Origin of the sequence: Actinosynnema sp. ALI-1.44 (assembly GCF_001984155.1) — a bacterium.
Taxonomy (GTDB): domain Bacteria; phylum Actinomycetota; class Actinomycetes; order Mycobacteriales; family Pseudonocardiaceae; genus Kibdelosporangium.
This window is the reverse complement of the sequence record NZ_MTQO01000053.1, coordinates 913,288-929,435: the sequence shown is the minus strand read 5'-3', so window position 1 is coordinate 929,435 and position 16,148 is coordinate 913,288. Positions and strand designations below refer to the sequence as shown.

Here is a 16,148-nt window from a genome sequence, read left to right as displayed (position 1 = left end):
GTCACGCACCCCCGTCGGTGTTCGCGAGGTTCTGCTTGTTGGCCGACTCGGTTCCACCGTGCTGGTCGGCCGACGCCTTCAGGGTCGCCCCGACTCCCTTGATGAACCCGGCAGCCTTGGTGAGTCCACCCGCGAACGCTCCCACCGCGGTCGTGTAACCCCCGCCTGCCTTCTCCGAGACGCCGGCGACGTGCCCGAAGTGTTCAGCCTTGAGCACGTTCGCGTTGACGAACTTCACCACTTCGTCGAAAGCCGCCCCCATCGCCTCGATGTCCGCGGCAACGGCCCGTACCTCATCGGGCTTGATCTCGGTCTTCCCTGCCATGGGGTCCCCCCTTCATCTGGCTTGCTCGACTTCGACGCACGCGACGCGCGATCGGTGCCATCGGTTTACTCGTCCGGTAAGGAATGTACCCAGCTCACCATGGGCGCGGCGGGTGAACGGCCGGATTGTCGCCAGCCCGGTGGCGGGCCGCCTCGCGGAGGAACGAGAAGCCGTGGAAGAAAGATTCCTGTGCAACCAATGTGGCCTTCGTTGCGTTTTCCGCAACGAAGGCCACATTGGTTGCAAACCAGCCCGGAGGTGGCGGCTGCTGCCGGCCCTGCGGAACGGTCGTTCAGGAGACTGCGGAGACCACTCCGGCCAACCGGTTCGCCGCCGCCTCGGCCGCGGCCTCGCTCGTGGCCTCGACCATCACCCGGACGAGTTGTTCGGTGCCCGACGGGCGCAGCAGGACACGGCCGGTCTCACCGAGTTCGGCCTCGACCGCGGCCACGGCGTCGTTGACCGACGACGCCTTGGCGACCGCGGCCTTGTCCGTGACCTTCACGTTCACCAGCACCTGCGGCAGGCGCTGCATCACACCGGCGAGCTCGGCCAGCGGCCGTCCGGTCGCTGCCACCCTGGCCATCACGCCCATCGCGGTGAGCAGGCCGTCGCCCGTGGTCGCGTGGCTCGGCAGCAGGACGTGGCCGGACTGCTCGCCACCCAGCGAGTAGCCGCCGTTGCGCAGCTCCTCGAGAACGTAGCGGTCGCCGACGGCCGTGGTGCGGATCGTCACACCGGCGTCGCGCATCGCGAGGTGCAGCCCGAGGTTGCTCATGACTGTGGCGACCAGCGTGTTCTCCACGAGCTCGCCGCGGTCCTTCATGGCAAGCGCGAGGACGGCCATGATCTGGTCGCCGTCCACCAAGTTGCCCTGTGCGTCGACGGCGAGGCAACGGTCGGCGTCGCCGTCGTGCGCGATGCCCATGTCCGCGCCCTCGGCCAGGACGGCTTCGCGGAGCGACTCGATGTGTGTCGAACCACACTGGTCGTTGATGTTCTCGCCGTCCGGCAGCGCGTGGATCGCGATCACCTCGGCGCCCGCCTCGCGGTAGGCGCGCGGAGCAGCCGCCCATGCGGCGCCGTTGGCGCAGTCCACCACGACTTTCAGGCCGTCCAGCCGCTGCGGCGCCGCCTCGAGGAGGTGTGCGATGTAGCGGTCGAGTGCGTCCGGGATCGTGTAGATCCGGCCGACGCCCGCGCCGGTCGGGCGCTGCGGGGCCGCGTCGATCCCGGCTTCGATCTCGTCCTCGACGTCGTCGGGCAGTTTGTGGCCGTGCGCCGCGAACAGCTTGATGCCGTTGTCCGGCATCGGGTTGTGCGACGCGGAGATCATCACGCCGAGGTCGGCGCTGAGGTTGTCGACGAGGTACGCCACGCCGGGCGTCGGCACCACGTCCACCTGCATCACGTCCGCGCCCGCGGACGCCAGGCCCGCGGCCACCGCGGCCTGCAGCATCTCGCCACTGGCACGGGGGTCACGCCCGACCACCGCGACCGGGCGGTGCGAGCGGTCGTGTTCAGCCAGCACACGGGCCGCCGAAGCGGACACCGCCATCGCCAGTTCCGGTGTCAGGTCGACGTTCGCAAGCCCGCGCACGCCGTCGGTGCCGAACAACCGGCTCAATGAAACCTCCCTGGAGTAGCAGAACGGGAGCAGCAGAAAAAACCTGCTGCTCCCGTTCGCGGGCTGAGATGTGTCAGCGCTTGCTGTACTGAGGCGCCTTGCGGGCCTTCTTCAGACCGTACTTCTTGCGCTCCTTCACCCGCGGGTCACGGGTCAGGAAGCCGGCCTTCTTCAGCGCCGGGCGGTCCTCGGCGTCGATCTCGATCAGCGCGCGGGCGATCGCGAGACGCAGCGCACCGGCCTGGCCGGTGATGCCGCCGCCCTTGAGGTTGGCGCGCACGTCGAACAGCTCGGGCTTGTCCAGGATCACCAGTGGCTCACGGATGAGCTGCTGGTGCACCTTGTTCGGGAAGTACTCCTCGAGGGACTTGCCGTTCAGCCGGAACTGGCCGGAGCCGGGGGTCAGGCGGACGCGGACCACGGCCTCCTTGCGGCGACCGACGGTCTGAGCGACCTCGCCAGGGGCCGGAACGCGCACGACCGGGGCCGAAGCCGGAGCGTCCTCGCCTGCCTCGGCAGTGTCCTCCACAGGGGCCTCGGCGGTGACCTCAGGGGTCTCCTCGACGGTCTCGACGGCGTCAGTGGCCTCGGGAGCCTCGGCGACGGCGTCGACCTCGGGGGTCTCGGTGGTCAGGTTCTCTTCACTCACTGGGCAACCTTGGTGATCTCGAAGGGCGTCGGCTGCTGCGCCGTGTGCGGGTGCTCAGGGCCGGCGTAGACCTTGAGCTTCTTGCCCTGGGCACGGCCGAGCTTGTTCTTCGGCAGCATGCCCTTGACGACCTTCTCCAGGAGCCGGTCGGGGCGGGTGTCCAGCAGTTCGCCGAAGGACTTCTTGGTGAGTCCGCCGGGGTAACCGCTGTGCCGGTAGGCGAAAGCCTGATCCCGCTTGCTGCCGGTGAGGACAACCTTCTCGGCGTTCACGATGACGACGAAGTCACCAGTGTCCACATGCGGGGCGTAGGTCGGCTTGTGCTTGCCCCGCAGAAGGGTTGCGACCTGCGTGGCAAGGCGGCCGAGCACCACGTCCTCGGCATCGATCACGTGCCAGGCGCGGGCCACCTCGCCGGGCTTCGGGCTGTACGTGGGCACGGGTCTACCTCATCGTCAAAACTTGCGTCTGGGTACCTGTGCGGGGCCGGACCCACGGCAGGTCGGACCCACCTAGGGCGCGCTAGTCACACGCCGCGCCGCACAACAACGATAGAAGATACCTGGTTGCTTCCCCGAGGGTCAAAACGCCCCCCTCTTCACCGCCGCGCAACGCCGTCACCGGGCCTGCGATAGCCTCCCGATCTGGGACTTCACTCCAGGGGGACGTGATGCGCGCAACCGCACTGGCACTCGTGACCCTGCTGCTGACGGCGGGGTGCGGGCAGTCCGTCACAGGTGTGCCGACGCCAAATCCGGAGGCCGCCAGGCAGGCGGCCGCGGACGTCTACTCGACGAGCGTCAGAGCGATCGAGAAGTACGTCGACGAGACCAGGGACTTCCGCGGGACGATCTTCTTCTACGCTGCGGTCAACGAGCGCAAGAGCGGCTCGGACGTCGACGTCGCCATGCGGGGCACGCCACCAGCGCTGCTCACGAAGAGCCGGTCGAAGACGCCGCCCGGGTACGACTACGACATCTACCACCCGTCGGGTGACCCGCTCGAGTACGTCCGCCTCGGCAAGGCGTACACCTCGATCGCGCCGACCGAGTGGGTGTCGATGTCGGCGTCCGGGACGGACCTCGACTGCGCGATCGTGGGCCTGCAGACGCTCTGCAAAATCGTCGCCGCTCTCGGCGCGACCGACAAGGCCTCGCCGCCCGGCCGGAACACGACCGGCATGCGGCTGCCCGACGGCAGAACCGAGCTGCGCACCGAGATCACGCTGAAGACAGTCGTCGACAATCAGGTGATCAACTTCCCGGCCGACGTCGTCGCGTTGATCGAACCGGCGATGATGAACCGGCTGGTCGCGGTGAACATCGTGCTCAACAGCGACCGCACTCTGCTCAAGGCCGAGGTCAAGGGCGAGGTGCACGGCGAGAAGAGCAAGGTCCAGCTCGAGATCGGCTACGACGCCAAGGGACCGGCCACCCCGGCCGATTTCCCGGCGGCGCCACGGCCGGACCAGGTCACCGCCCTGCCTGCGGGCAATGAGGCGAAGACCCAGTTCTGGAACCGGATGGGCAGCATCCAGAAATGACGGACGCGCGAAAAGGACCCCGGATTCCCGGGGTCCCTGCGCTGTTCTGGCGGTTTTTCGCTCAGCCCCAGAGCTTGGTCACGCCGGACTCGGTCTCCTGGTAGTCCTGCGCGGCCTGCTTGGTCGCCGCACCGATCTGGGCCAACACCTGGTTCAGCTCGTTCTGCGCGTTGTCCCAGCTGGTCTGCACCGCGTCCCACGCTTCCTTGGCGGCACCGCTGTAGGCGTCACGCAGCGGGGCGAGCTGGCTACGGAGAGTGTCGAGCTCCCCGTCCATCTTCTTGGCAGTGCCGTCGATCTGGGCACCCGCGGCCTCGACCGCGGCGAATTCGACCTTAATGCGACCGTCTGACATTTGAAGTTCCTCCCAAAGCGAAAGTCTGGCTCAGTAAACGAAAGTTCGGTGTCGAAAGAAAGGCTCGTCCGAGATCCGGATCAGAAGGAGAAGTTGCCCTCGGCCTTGGTGAAGGTCGACTTGCTCTCTTCCTCGCGGTGGCCGTAGGCCTTCGCCGCCGTACCGAGGCTCTCGCTGATCGTCTGCAGGTCGGCCAGCACCTTGTCGGCGGCCTGGTTGAACCGGCCGACGAGCGAGTGGAACGCGGTGGCCGCGTCGCCGACCCAGGCACCCTCGAGCTGGGCGAGGTTGTTGCGCAGCTGCTGGATGTGGCCGGCCGACTGCTCGCGGACGTTCGAGGTGTCCTGCTGGGCCTTGGCCAGCATGTCCGGCGTAATCTCAAAGGAGCTGTTCGGCATTGGGAGATGCCCCCTTCATCGAAGTCCTGGTTTGTACGTTCTTTGTTCGTACAACCCTTCCGACGCAGACCCTGCCAGCTCCGGTTCCATGCTGTCCGCAGAAGTTTCGAGGTCGTTGCTCTAGTAAACGCCACTACCGGGAACCGGGGTTTATCAGTGCGAATGCGAATGCCAGAAAACCCATCCTGACCTGCTTGTATGCCGATTGGGCCTGGCGCGGGCCTGGACGATTTGCTCTTGTGAAATGTCGCCGTCTCCGTCACCCGATAGGGGAACGGAGTCAGTTGACGGTCATCGTGCGTACAACACGATCACAGGCGGCCATCACCCGGTCACGGCCGCTCTGCGTGTACTCGCAGCCGACGCTGACCTGCGCGCGTTTGTCGAACAGCACGAACCACTCCACAGTCGCGTTGTCCACCTGCTGCCGGTAGGAGACGACGTCCCGGTCGGCGAACCGGCCGTTCTCGTTCAGGTCCGACAGCCGCAGGTTCGTCGACTGCCGGTACTTCTCCCGCAGCCCGCCGACGGCCCGTTCCCTGTCGACCGAGGGGTCGAAGGCCAGCGCCAGCTCCTGGACGATGATCGTGTCCAGTCCCTGTTCCGCGTCCGACGGCTTCACCCTGACCTCGCGGTAGGTGGTGTCCGACGCGACCTGCTTCCAGTCCTGCGGCATCGTGAAGGTGTAGTCGAACTGGGCGATCGTCCGGCCGGGCGGCTGCTCGGCCGTCGGCGAACCGCCGCCGGTGCTCAGCACGAGCACGACCACCACGGCGGCGACCACGACCGCCGCGACACCGCCGATGATCCACGGTTTCGCCCGGCTCTTGACCGGGGCGGGCATGGGCGGCGGAACGAACTGCCGCACCGGGGGCAGCGGGGGTGGCGCCGGTTGGGACCGGGGCAAGGACGGCAGGGCGCTCGTCCGGACCGGCACAGTCCGGTCCTGGCCGCTCTGAACGGGACTGTTCTGGACCGGACCGCGGCGGATCTCGCCGGGAACGGCCTTCAGCGCGCCGCGGGCGACCACCGTCTCCGGCTGGTCGAGCGTGGTCGGCACGATCCCGATCCGCTCGTGCACCAGCCGCGCCACCATCGGGATCCGGCTCGACCCACCGACGAGGAAGACCTGGTCGGCGCGGACACCGGCCTCACGGACCGCGGCGGCGACCAGCTCGACCGCGCGGCCGAGCGGCGCCGCGACGAGCTGCTCCAGGTCCTGCCTGGTCACGTGCGCGTCGGCGAACGGAACCGGCATCGGCACATCGGTGTAGGTGTGCCGGGACAGGGTTTCCTTCGCACCCTGGACATCCTGCGAGACGACCCGCCTGCGCCTGCGGTCGGCCAGCTCACGCCCTTCGATCAGCGACCGCCACCCGTCCGGATCCGTCCCGGCGATCATCCGCCCGACGTGTTGCAGCAGCGCCTGATCGACGTCCGCGCCGCCGAACGACGGGTCGCCTTTCGTGGCCAGCACCCGGAACTCGTGCCCGGGTCCACGCGTCCGGCCGACCACGCTGACGTCGACCGTGCCGCCGCCGATGTCCAGCACGGCGATCACCTCGGCGCGCCCGTCGAAGGTGTCCGCGTGGAACACCGCGGCCGCGACCGGTTCCGGGACAAGGGAAATCCGCTCGGACAGGCCGTTGGCGGCCTGCCGGAGCACCCGGGTGCGGATCCCGCCCCAGTCCGCCGGGTGCGTCAGCACCAACTGGGCGACGGGTGCGCCGCCCGCGAACCGGCGTGCCTCGTCCACGGCACGGGTGAGCACGGCCCGGATGGCTTCGACGACCGGGACCACCCTGTTGCCGAGCAGAAGTTCCGGTTCGTCGACGCGGCGCTTGGGATTGGGTTCGTACCGGGACGGGTCGACCGCGGCCTGGCGTTCCGCCTCCAGCCCGACGAACAGCCTGCCGTCAGGCGAGGCGTACACGGCCGAGGACAGCACCGGCCGCCCGTCCACCGCGACGACCTGCGGTTCACGGCCGTTCACGGACACGGCGACACACGTGCTGGACGTCCCGAAGTCCACGGCGACGCGCAGCGTCATCTCCCCGTTCACCCCCGAGCAACTCGAAGCCCGTTCGAATCGTAGGGGGTTCGTCAGGTCACTGGCTGTCGAGTAGCCCGGCGTCGTGCACCAGCAAGGCGATCTGGACGCGGTTGTTCAGGTCCAGCTTGGTCAGCACGCTCGACACGTGGGTCTTGACCGTCGGCACGCTGAGGTAGAGCGACGAGGCGATCTCGGCGTTGGACTTGCCGTGGCCGACCGCGACGGCGACCTCGCGTTCCCGTTCGGACAGTTCGTCGAGCCGGTCACGGGCGTCGCCCCGGCGCCTGTCGTGATCCGTCTCGGCGACGCGGTCGATCAGCCGCCTGGTCACCGCGGGCGACAGCACGGGACTGCCCTGCGCCACCCGGCGGACGGCGTCGACGATCTCGCCTGGTGGGGTGTCCTTGAGCAGGAAGCCCGCCGCGCCCGCCCGCAACGCCCGCAGCACGTGGACGTCGGCGTCGAACGTGGTCAGGATGATCACCTCGGGGGCCGCGGGGCGGGACCGCAGGATCTCGGTGGCCGACAGGCCGTCCATCGCGGGCATCCGGATGTCCATCAGGACGACGTCCGGCTGGTGCCGGTCGACCAACGGCACCACCTCGGTGCCGTCCTTCGCCTCGGCGACGACCGTGATGTCGGGCGCACCGCCGAGCATCATGACCAGACCCGCGCGGACAAGGGGATCGTCGTCGACGATCAGGACCGAGGTAGTCACGCGGGCCACGGTAGCCATGCCCTCAGGCGCCATCCTTCGGTGGTCGGGCCGTGTTCGAAGCGGCCGTCGGCCAGTGCGACGCGTTCGCCGAGGCCCTTGAGGCCCTGGCCGCCGGTGTTCTCGGTGACCGGCGCGGGGAGGGTGTTGACCACCTCGACCGTCAGGCCGTCCGCGGGCTCGCCGGTCAGCACCACGTGGACGTCCGCGCCCGGCGCGTGTTTCCTGGCGTTGGTCAGTCCTTCTTGGACAATGCGGTAGCTGGTCCGGCCGAGCAGCTCCGGCACGGTCCCGGTGAGTTCCTGGCGCAGCCGCACGTTCATCCCGGCCCGGCGGGACTCGGTCACCAGTGTCGCCACGTCCGCCATCGTCGGCTGGGGCAGCTCGCCGACCGGGGCCCTGAGCACGCCGATGACCTCGCGGAGGTCCTGCAACGCCTGGTGCGCGCTTTCCCTGATCACCTTGGCCGCTCTGGCGATGTCGTCGCTGGGCGCGGCCGGGTTGTACTCGAGCGCTCCCGCGTGCACGCTCAGCAGCGACAGCCGGTGGCCGAGCACGTCGTGCATCTCCCGCGCGATCTCCTCCCTGACCTGGTGCGCGCGCAACTGCGCCTCGGTCTCGGCCCGGTCAGCGCGGTCCTTCAGCGAGATGATCAGCTGGCGCCGGTGGTACACGACCAGACCCCATGCCTGCACGATGCCCTGGATCGTGAGCGCAAGGATCAGAACTGTCTGTGTGTCGCCGGTATCCGGACGGATGTAGATGAACGCGGTGGTCGATGCCAGGCTCAACGCGAACACCAGCAGTGAGACCTTCGGCGGCCGGTGCACGGCGACGGTGAACAGCGCAACGAGCATGCCGCCCCCGGTCAGTTCGGAGAACGTGCCAACCACGAGCAGCGCCACGGCGACCTCGACCGGCCAGCGTTTGCGGATCCAGACCGTGCAACAGGCCAGCAGGCCGAGGACCTGGTCGACCTGGAAGAGCCACGACGGGTTCGGCATCGGCACGCTGCCGTTGAACCTGTCGTTGGCCGCGAGCACGCCCAGCAACGCCGCGAACAGGAACAAGGTGGTGTCCACCAACCAGTCACGGACGCTGCGGCGACTCCTCATGATCCATGGACTGTACGCGCGGATCCGGTGTGGCCCGCGAAGTTGATACTTTGGTCGCAGCGAGCCGGTTCCTCCGGCCGATCCGCTGGTCACGGCCGCTTTCGTAGCTTTGACGACCATGCGCAAGGCCATCGCGGCGGTGGGGGTGCTCCTGCTGCTCATCGGGATCAGCGGGACCATCGACCACTTGTTCTACCAGCCGTTCTTCGGGTTCGTCCTGAACTCGGTGAACCGCTGGGTGATACCCAACATCGGGTTCCTCACCGGATACGAGCTGTACGCCAACCTGGCGGTCGCCGCCGTCGGGGCGGCGATGGCGATCGCCGCCCACCGGTCCGGCTGAGGGTCACGCGTCCGCGTCCTGGCCGGGTTTGTTGCGCCGGATCGCGTGCATGATGAACAGCGTCAGCAGCAACAGGACCACGCCACCACCGGCGCCGATCAAGGCGACGGACATCGCGCTCCAGTCCTTCGAGCGGAACGGCGGCATCCCGGCGGGGAGGTTCTCCGCCTTGTCGGCCGGGATGCCGAACTCCGGCGGGACCATCGCGGTCAGCGCCGCGACCGGGTTGATCATCCCGTAGCCGACCAGGTTGTCCCGGCCGCCCGGCGCCGCCGGGTGCTGTGCGGTCATCTTGATCCGGTTCATCACCTGGCGTGCGGTCAGGTCGGGGAACCGTTCCCTGACCAGTGCGGCGAGCCCGGCGACGTACGGCGCGGCGAAGCTGGTGCCCTGGATCGGGACCGGCTTGCCGCCCTGGATCGTGCGGTTGGCGAGGTCACCGGCCGGGTCGAGCGAGATGATGTCCGTGCCCGGCGCGGCCACGCTCACCCACGGCCCCTGCACGCTGAACGCTGCCAGGTTGCCCTTCTCGTTCACCGCCGCCACCGACAGCACGTCGTCGGCGAACCACGGCGGCGTGACGATGTGCGTGGGTTTCTTGGGGTCCGGGCCGTTCTTCGCGTCCGTGCAAACAGGACCGAGGTTGCCCGCGGACGCCACGACCACCTTGTTCTGGTCGACCGCGTACCGCAGTGCCCGCTGCAGGTCCCGCTCCGGCTCGGAGATGCCGTACTTGGCTTCCCTGCAGTTGTCCACCGACATGTTGATCACGGTGACCTCTTTGGTGTTCGCCGCGTTGACGACCGCCTGCGCCAGCGTCTTGAGGTCACCGGCAGGCTGTTCCTGCGGATCGGGCTTCTCCGCCGTCGGCTGCGGTTTGCCCTTGTAGTTCTCGCTGGACTGGCGGATCGCCAGGATCTTCGCGTCCGGCGCGACGCCGGTGAAGCCGACCTTGGTCAGGTCCGGGCTCTTCGCCGCGATGATCCCCGCGACCTCGGTGCCGTGCCCGTCGCAGTCCTCGGTCGGGTTGGCGGTCTTGCTGACGTAGTCGGCTCCCGCGACCACGCGGTCCTTGAGGTACTTGTGGTCGCGCACACCGGTGTCGATCACCGCGACCATCTGGCCCTTGCCGGTCGCGAAGGTCTGCGCCTCCTCGATGCGCAACTGCTGCTGCCCCCAGGGCTTGTTGGGCAGCACGACACCCTGGTTGAGGCTGCCGATGCAGCCGGTCGCCTTCGCGTACTCGATGTTCGTCGGCGGCGCCTTCGTGTCCGTCACCACCGGACGGCTGACGTCGACCTTCGGCGGCTCGGCGCCCGATGCCGACTGGTCCTGCTGTTGCTGGGCGAACGCCGGTTGACCGACCAACAGGCCCAGCACAGCCGTGACCGCCGCGAGCTTCTTCACCGTCGTCGTCTTCATCAGATCTTGAAGTTCAGGTGCCGCAACGTCGAGTACAGGTCCATCACGGCCAGTGCCAGTGGCAGCACGGCGGCGATGCAGATCGCTTCGAACACTTCGACCCCGCGCCGCAGCGGTGGCGAGAACCGCTGCTCGGGGAAGATCACACCGAGCACCAGCGCGGCGGCGCCGATCAGCAGCAGCGCACCGAACACCCACAGCAGGCGGTCGAACGCGTCCGCCACGACCAGCCAGCCGATCAGCACACCCGCCGCCGACAGCATGCCGGTGGCCAGCAGCGCCACCGCCTGGCTGCCGTTGGCGTACGTCCGGCCGCGCAGCAACAGCACGAGCGTGACCACGACCGCGGTGATGACGCCCCAGACACCAGGAGCCGTCGCGCTGATCATCGCGGACACCGCCGCGACGATCCCGCTGCCGATGATCATGCCGGTCATGTACTCGTGTGCCAGGCCCGCACGCCGCTCGATCGAGCGGTAGTCCGGCATGGCCGTGTCTTCCTTGAGGTCCTCCGCGCTGCCGGGCACGTTCGGCAGCGGCAGCTTCGCCAGCTGGATGGTCAGCCTCGGCAGCATCGAGATGCCTGCCAGCGCCGCGGCGGCCGCGCCCGCGGCGATGCCGGGCGCGGGGTGGTCGATCAGCGTGCCGACCGCGAACGCCAGGATGCCGAACACCGACGCCGTCCCGGCCGCGACGAACGTGGTCACCCCCGCGCCGATCAACATGATCGACGCCGACGCCACGATCCCCATCAGCGCCGAGCCGAGCAGGAAGTTCGCGGCGCCGAGGCCGTCGGGAACGATGTAGACGCCGCTGACGAACGCCATCGGCAGGCCACCGGCCGCGGCGATCAGCACACCGGCCGTCGTCGCCTGGTAGGCACGCGCCACCACGGCACCCGCGGCGACCGCGATCACCGCCGTGGCACCGGCCGCGACGGCCGCCGCGAGCTGGGAACCCCCGCCGAACGGGCCGCCGACGAACACCGCGACCGCCGCCAGCACCAACGCCAGCGCGCCTGCCACGTAGCCGATCCTGTTGGCCGTCTGCTTGGTCCACGGCCGGAAACTGTCCGGACTGGACTCCGCGATCGCGTCGACCACGTCGTCGAACAGCGGTGGCGGCGGGTTCTCGTTGCGCTTGCGCAGCTGCAACATGTCGCCGTCGACGATGCCGAGCGAACCGAGCGTCCTGCTCGGGTCGAGCGGGCTGTCGCCGAGCTTGGCCAGGCACCACCCGCCGTGCCGCGCGCCGCCGTCCGGAGTGGCCTCTTTGGCCATGTCCAGCAGCATCGGCAGCAAGTCGGCCACTGACACGTCAGCGGGAAGTGCGACGTCGATGCGCGTTCTCGGCGCGACGACTGTCACCCTGCTGAACACCGTCGTACCGGTAGCCACACCTGCCCCCTTCGAGCCTTCTTGCGAACTTGCCGACCCTATGCGGTCGCCCACTTGGCCGGGTACTTCTTCACCGAATGGCGCATACCCGTCCGTGGCCGCCCCTAGTATGGCCGCACCGGTATCGCCTCCGCTGGCGGTTCCGCGATATGTACGTCTCATCGAGCGTCGAAGAGGGGCCCACACCGTGAGCACGCTGCAGTTCAAGCGTTTGCCACGCCTCGCCGCACCCCGGCCGCCGGGCGGCGAGGTGCACCTCGAGCCACCACCCGAGGTGCCTCGCGTGATCCCCGGCAGCATCCTGATGAAGATGATGCCGGTCGTGATGATCCTCGCGATGCTCGGCATGGTCGTCATGATGTTCACCCTCGGCGGCCCGTCCGGGCGCAGCCCGATGGCCCTGCTGTTCCCGGTCATGATGATGTTCTCGATGGTCGGCATGTTCGCGGGCGGCGGCGGCCGCGGTGGCGGGCAGAAGAAAGCCGAGATGAACGAGGACCGCAAGGACTACCTGCGCTACCTCGGCCAGATGCGCGACCGGGCCCGTGAGGCCGCCCGCGACCAGCGCTCCGAGCGCGAGTGGATCCACCCGGACCCGCAGGCCATGTGGTCGATCGCGACGTCGCGGCGGATGTGGGAGCGCAGGCAGGCCGACGCCGACTTCTGCCACCTGCGCGTCGGACGCGCGTCGACCCGGCTGGCCACGCGGCTCGTGCCGCCGCAGACCGGTCCGGTCGACGAACTCGAGCCGATCGCGACGCTGGCGCTGCGCCGGTTCGTGCGCGCCCACTCGATCGTGCCCGATCTGCCCATCTCGCTGGCGATCCGCAACTTCGCCGCGGTCGGGATGGCCGGCGACAGGGAGCTGACCCGGGCGCTGGCCAGGGCGATGCTGGCCCAGCTGGTCACGTTCCACACCCCGGACGACGTGATGATCGCCGTCGTCACGGCCGGTCGTGCCAAGGCGGAGTGGGAGTGGGCGAAGTGGCTGCCGCACGCGCAGCACCCGTCCATGGTGGACGGCATCGGCCAGATGCGGCTGATGGCCGGTTCGCTCGGCCAGGTCGAGCACTGGCTGGACGAGCAGCTGCGCGAACGGCAGCGGTTCACCCGCAACGCCCCGCCACAGCCGGACCAGCCGCACATCGTGATAGTGATCGACGACGGCGACGTGACCCGCGAGGAGCAGATCATCCTCGAAGAGGGGCTGATCGGCGTCACGCTGCTCGACCTGTCGGACTCGCTCGGCAACCTGACCGCACGCCGCGGTCTGCGCCTCGTGGTCGAGCCGACGCGGCTCGGCGCGCGCAGCGCGAGCGGTGTCGAGTGGTTCGGCGCACCGGACACGTTGAGCATCGCCGAGGCGGAGGCCCTGGCGCGCAAGCTTTCCCCGTACCGCCTCGGTACCGGCGCCGCGGACACCGGCGAGGATGAGCCGCTGCTGTCCAACCCGACGCTGCTGGAGCTGCTCGGGATTCCCGGCGACCCGATGACGTTCGACGTGCAGCAGGCGTGGCGGCCACGGCCGGTCCGCGACCGCTACCGCGTCCCGTTCGGTGTCGGCGAGTTCGGCCAGGCGGTCGAGCTGGACATCAAGGAAGCGGCGATGGAGGGCATGGGCCCGCACGGCCTGTGCATCGGCGCCACCGGTTCCGGTAAGTCGGAGTTCCTCCGCACGCTGGTGCTGGGCATGCTCGCCACGCACTCGTCGACGATCCTCAACTTCGTCCTCGTCGACTTCAAGGGTGGTGCGACGTTCCTCGGCCTGGACGACGCGCCGCACGTCGCCGCGACCATCACCAACCTGCAGGGCGACCTGACGCTGGTCGACCGCATGCGGGACGCGCTCGCCGGTGAGATGAACAGGCGCCAGGAGGCGCTGAAGAACGGCGGCAACTTCAAGAACGTCTGGGAGTACGAGAAAGCCCGCGAGAACGGCGCCGACCTCGACCCGCTGCCCGCGTTGTTCATCGTGGTCGACGAGTTCTCCGAGCTGCTGAGCGCCAAACCGGACTTCATCGACCTGTTCGTCGCGATCGGACGGTTGGGCCGGTCGCTGCAGATGCACATGTTGCTGGCGTCGCAGCGGCTGGAGGAAGGCAAGCTGCGCGGTCTCGACTCGCACCTGTCGTACCGGATCGGTCTGAAGACGTTCTCGGCGGCGGAGTCCCGTGCCGCGATCGGTGTGCCGGACGCGTTCGAGCTGCCGTCGATCCCCGGTTCCGGGTACCTGAAGTTCGACACGTCGACCATGGTCCGCTTCAAGGCGTCCTATGTGTCCGGTCCGTACCGGCCGGCAGGCATGCAGGCCGCCGGTCCGTCCGCGCCGGTCACCAGCGACAAGCGGCCACGGCTGTTCGTGCCGGACTACATCGAAATCCCCAAGGAGCCGATCAAGCCGGTCGAGCAGCCCAAGGAGAACAAGCCGGAAGGCGGCACCGAGGAGAGCGAACTCGACGTCATCGTCAAGCGGCTCGTCGGCCAGGGCGCACCCGCGCACGAGGTGTGGCTGCCGCCGCTGGAGACGCCGAACTCGCTGGACACGCTGCTGTCGCCGTTGCAGCCGACCGAGGACCGCGGCATGACCGTGCCGGGGCACTTCGCCAACGGACGGCTCCAGGTTCCGCTCGGCATCATCGACAAGCCGTTCGAGCAACGCCGTGACCTGCTGTGGGCGGACTTCTCCGGTGCGATGGGCCACGCCGCGATCGTCGGCGGTCCGCAGTCCGGGAAGTCGATGCTGCTGCGAACGCTCGTGATGTCGATGGCGTTGACGCACACGCCGCAGGAGGCGCAGTTCTACTGCCTCGACCTCGGTGGTGGAACGCTCGCGTCGCTGCGTGGCCTGCCGCACGTCGGTGGCGTCGCGTCCAGGTTGGACCCGGACCTGGCCCGCCGGATGGTCGCCGAGATCACGTCGCTGATCGCCGAGCGGGAGCAGCTGTTCCGCGACCACAACATCGACTCGATGATCGACTTCCGCAACCGCAAGCGGCAGGGCCAGATCACCGAGGACCCGTTCGGCGACGTGTTCCTGCTCGTGGACGGCTGGCTGAACTTCCGCCAGGAGTTCGAGTCGCTCGAAGCCCAGGTGGTCAACCTGGTCGCGCAGGGCCTGTCCTACGGCGTGCACGTCATCATCGCGGCCAGCCGGTGGGCGGAGATCCGCCCCGCGGTCAAGGACCTGATGGGAACCCGGTTCGAGCTGCGCCTCGGTGACCCGACCGAGTCCGACATCGACCGCCGGGTCGCGGTGAACGTGCCCGCCGGTCGCCCCGGCCGCGGTCTGACCCGTGACAAGCTGCACTTCCTCGTCGGCCTGCCCCGCATCGACGGCTCGTCCAACGCGGAGGACGTCGGTGCCGGTGTGCAGGACGCGGCGAACCGGATCAGGCAGTGCTGGCGCGGACCGCTGGCACCGGCGATCCGCCTGCTGCCGGACCTGATGCCGTACGACGACATGATCAAGCTGGACAAGCACCGCAACACCAGGTTGATCCCGATCGGCGTGAACGAGGACGAGCTCGCCCCGGTCTACATCGACTTCGACTCGGAGCCGCACTTCCTCGCCTTCGCCGACGGCGAGTCCGGCAAGACGAACCTGCTGCGCAACATCGTGCGCGGCATCATGGAGCGGTACTCCGAGGACGAAGTGGTGATCCTGCTCGTCGACTACCGCCGCACCATGCTCGGCTTCATCAACACCGGGCACCTGCTGGGCTACGCGGTCTCGGCCAACCAGCTCAACGAGATGATGAAGGACGTCGTCGGCTCGCTGAAGAAGCGGCTGCCGGGGCCGGACACCACGCAGGAACAGCTCAAGACGCGGTCGTGGTGGTCGGGTCCGGAGCTGTTCGTGATCGTCGACGACTACGACCTGGTGGCCACGCAGGGCGGCAACCCCCTGCAGCCGTTGCAGGAGTTCCTCCCGCAGGCCAAGGACGTCGGTATGCACATGATCGTCGCCCGCCGCTCGGGTGGCGCGTCGCGCGCGTCCTTCGACCCGATCATCGGCAAGCTCAAGGAGCTGTCGGTGCCGGGCCTGGTGATGAGCGCGAGCAAGGACGAGGGCGTCCTGCTCGGCACGTACAAGTCGAAGCAGCTGCCGCCCGGTCGCGGCGTGATGATCACGAGGAAGCTGGGCCAGCAGCTGATCCACACCTCCTGGCTCCAGCCGGACTAGAACACCGGACAGGAGAAGCGGGG

14 protein-coding genes are annotated in these 16,148 nt (G+C 68.6%); 3 read left to right on the top strand and 11 right to left on the bottom strand.

The features are described from left to right. Position 1: 1 nt before the first annotated feature. The 4 genes from ALI144C_RS46560 to rplM form a co-directional block, all read right to left on the bottom strand. Entirely contained in the window at positions 2 to 325 is a 324-nt protein-coding gene (locus tag ALI144C_RS46560) for a hypothetical protein (protein WP_076993607.1), read from the bottom strand. Positions 326 to 617: 292 nt separating this feature from the next. Next, complete coding sequence (gene glmM / locus ALI144C_RS46555) at positions 618 to 1,952, bottom strand: phosphoglucosamine mutase (protein WP_076993606.1); 1,335 nt, start codon at positions 1,950 to 1,952, stop codon at positions 618 to 620. Between the two features lie 73 nt (positions 1,953 to 2,025). Beyond that, positions 2,026 to 2,601: a 30S ribosomal protein S9 gene (gene rpsI / locus ALI144C_RS46550; RefSeq protein ID WP_076993605.1), complete on the bottom strand. Its 576-nt coding sequence runs from the start codon at positions 2,599 to 2,601 to the stop codon at positions 2,026 to 2,028. Beyond that, positions 2,598 to 3,041, bottom strand: a complete 444-nt coding sequence (rplM, locus tag ALI144C_RS46545; protein WP_054295728.1) for a 50S ribosomal protein L13 — start codon at positions 3,039 to 3,041, stop codon at positions 2,598 to 2,600. The genes rpsI and rplM overlap by 4 nt, the downstream gene beginning before the upstream one ends. Positions 3,042 to 3,271: 230 nt before the next feature. On the opposite strand from rplM, the gene ALI144C_RS46540 reads away from it, so the two are divergent. Next, positions 3,272 to 4,144, top strand: coding sequence for a hypothetical protein (locus ALI144C_RS46540; RefSeq protein ID WP_076993604.1), 873 nt, complete (start codon positions 3,272 to 3,274; stop codon positions 4,142 to 4,144). A gap of 61 nt (positions 4,145 to 4,205) precedes the next feature. On the opposite strand, the gene ALI144C_RS46535 is transcribed toward ALI144C_RS46540, so the two are convergent. The 5 genes from ALI144C_RS46535 to ALI144C_RS46515 form a co-directional block, all read right to left on the bottom strand. Then, complete coding sequence (locus ALI144C_RS46535) at positions 4,206 to 4,499, bottom strand: WXG100 family type VII secretion target (RefSeq protein WP_076993603.1); 294 nt, start codon at positions 4,497 to 4,499, stop codon at positions 4,206 to 4,208. An 80-nt stretch (positions 4,500 to 4,579) separates the two neighbouring features. Continuing rightward, entirely contained in the window at positions 4,580 to 4,897 is a 318-nt protein-coding gene (locus ALI144C_RS46530) for a WXG100 family type VII secretion target (protein WP_083753965.1), read from the bottom strand. Between the two features lie 280 nt (positions 4,898 to 5,177). After that, positions 5,178 to 6,947, bottom strand: a complete 1,770-nt coding sequence (locus ALI144C_RS46525) for a type VII secretion-associated protein (RefSeq protein ID WP_076993601.1) — start codon at positions 6,945 to 6,947, stop codon at positions 5,178 to 5,180. A gap of 58 nt (positions 6,948 to 7,005) precedes the next feature. Next, entirely contained in the window at positions 7,006 to 7,686 is a 681-nt protein-coding gene (locus tag ALI144C_RS46520; RefSeq protein WP_076993600.1) for a response regulator transcription factor, read from the bottom strand. Further along, positions 7,665 to 8,780 carry a sensor histidine kinase gene (locus tag ALI144C_RS46515; protein ID WP_076993599.1) on the bottom strand — a complete coding sequence of 372 codons (1,116 nt, stop codon included), beginning with the start codon at positions 8,778 to 8,780 and terminating at the stop codon, positions 7,665 to 7,667. The genes ALI144C_RS46520 and ALI144C_RS46515 overlap by 22 nt, the downstream gene beginning before the upstream one ends. 118 nt (positions 8,781 to 8,898) lie before the next feature. On the opposite strand from ALI144C_RS46515, the gene ALI144C_RS46510 reads away from it, so the two are divergent. After that, the gene (locus tag ALI144C_RS46510) at positions 8,899 to 9,123 is read left to right on the top strand and encodes a hypothetical protein (RefSeq protein ID WP_076993598.1); all 225 of its coding nucleotides are present in this window, start codon (positions 8,899 to 8,901) and stop codon (positions 9,121 to 9,123) included. Between the two features lie 3 nt (positions 9,124 to 9,126). Here ALI144C_RS46510 and mycP read toward each other — a convergent pair whose 3' ends face one another. Together mycP and eccD are read right to left on the bottom strand one after the other, a co-directional pair. Further along, positions 9,127 to 10,545, bottom strand: a complete 1,419-nt coding sequence (gene mycP, locus ALI144C_RS46505; protein WP_076993597.1) for a type VII secretion-associated serine protease mycosin — start codon at positions 10,543 to 10,545, stop codon at positions 9,127 to 9,129. Beyond that, positions 10,545 to 11,942 carry a type VII secretion integral membrane protein EccD gene (eccD, locus tag ALI144C_RS46500; protein WP_076993596.1) on the bottom strand — a complete coding sequence of 466 codons (1,398 nt, stop codon included), beginning with the start codon at positions 11,940 to 11,942 and terminating at the stop codon, positions 10,545 to 10,547. The genes mycP and eccD overlap by 1 nt, the downstream gene beginning before the upstream one ends. Before the next feature lie 187 nt (positions 11,943 to 12,129). Here eccD and eccCa point away from each other — a divergent pair, with 187 nt between their 5' ends. Beyond that, on the top strand, positions 12,130 to 16,125 hold the full coding sequence (eccCa, locus tag ALI144C_RS46495) for a type VII secretion protein EccCa (protein ID WP_076993595.1): 3,996 nt from the start codon (positions 12,130 to 12,132) through the stop codon (positions 16,123 to 16,125). Positions 16,126 to 16,148 lie beyond the last annotated feature (23 nt).

What these genes read in the sequence shown, in the direction of transcription:
- ALI144C_RS46560 (WP_076993607.1), bottom strand. Translation starts at nt 325, where the DNA reads ATGGCAGGGAAGACCGAGATCAAGCCCGATGAGGTACGGGCCGTTGCC.
- ALI144C_RS46540 (WP_076993604.1), top strand. Translation starts at nt 3,272, where the DNA reads ATGCGCGCAACCGCACTGGCACTCGTGACCCTGCTGCTGACGGCGGGG.
- ALI144C_RS46535 (WP_076993603.1), bottom strand. Translation starts at nt 4,499, where the DNA reads ATGTCAGACGGTCGCATTAAGGTCGAATTCGCCGCGGTCGAGGCCGCG.
- ALI144C_RS46530 (WP_083753965.1), bottom strand. Translation starts at nt 4,897, where the DNA reads ATGCCGAACAGCTCCTTTGAGATTACGCCGGACATGCTGGCCAAGGCC.
- ALI144C_RS46525 (WP_076993601.1), bottom strand. Translation starts at nt 6,947, where the DNA reads ATGACGCTGCGCGTCGCCGTGGACTTCGGGACGTCCAGCACGTGTGTC.
- ALI144C_RS46520 (WP_076993600.1), bottom strand. Translation starts at nt 7,686, where the DNA reads ATGGCTACCGTGGCCCGCGTGACTACCTCGGTCCTGATCGTCGACGAC.
- ALI144C_RS46515 (WP_076993599.1), bottom strand. Translation starts at nt 8,780, where the DNA reads ATGAGGAGTCGCCGCAGCGTCCGTGACTGGTTGGTGGACACCACCTTG.
- ALI144C_RS46510 (WP_076993598.1), top strand. Translation starts at nt 8,899, where the DNA reads ATGCGCAAGGCCATCGCGGCGGTGGGGGTGCTCCTGCTGCTCATCGGG.
- mycP (WP_076993597.1), bottom strand. Translation starts at nt 10,545, where the DNA reads ATGAAGACGACGACGGTGAAGAAGCTCGCGGCGGTCACGGCTGTGCTG.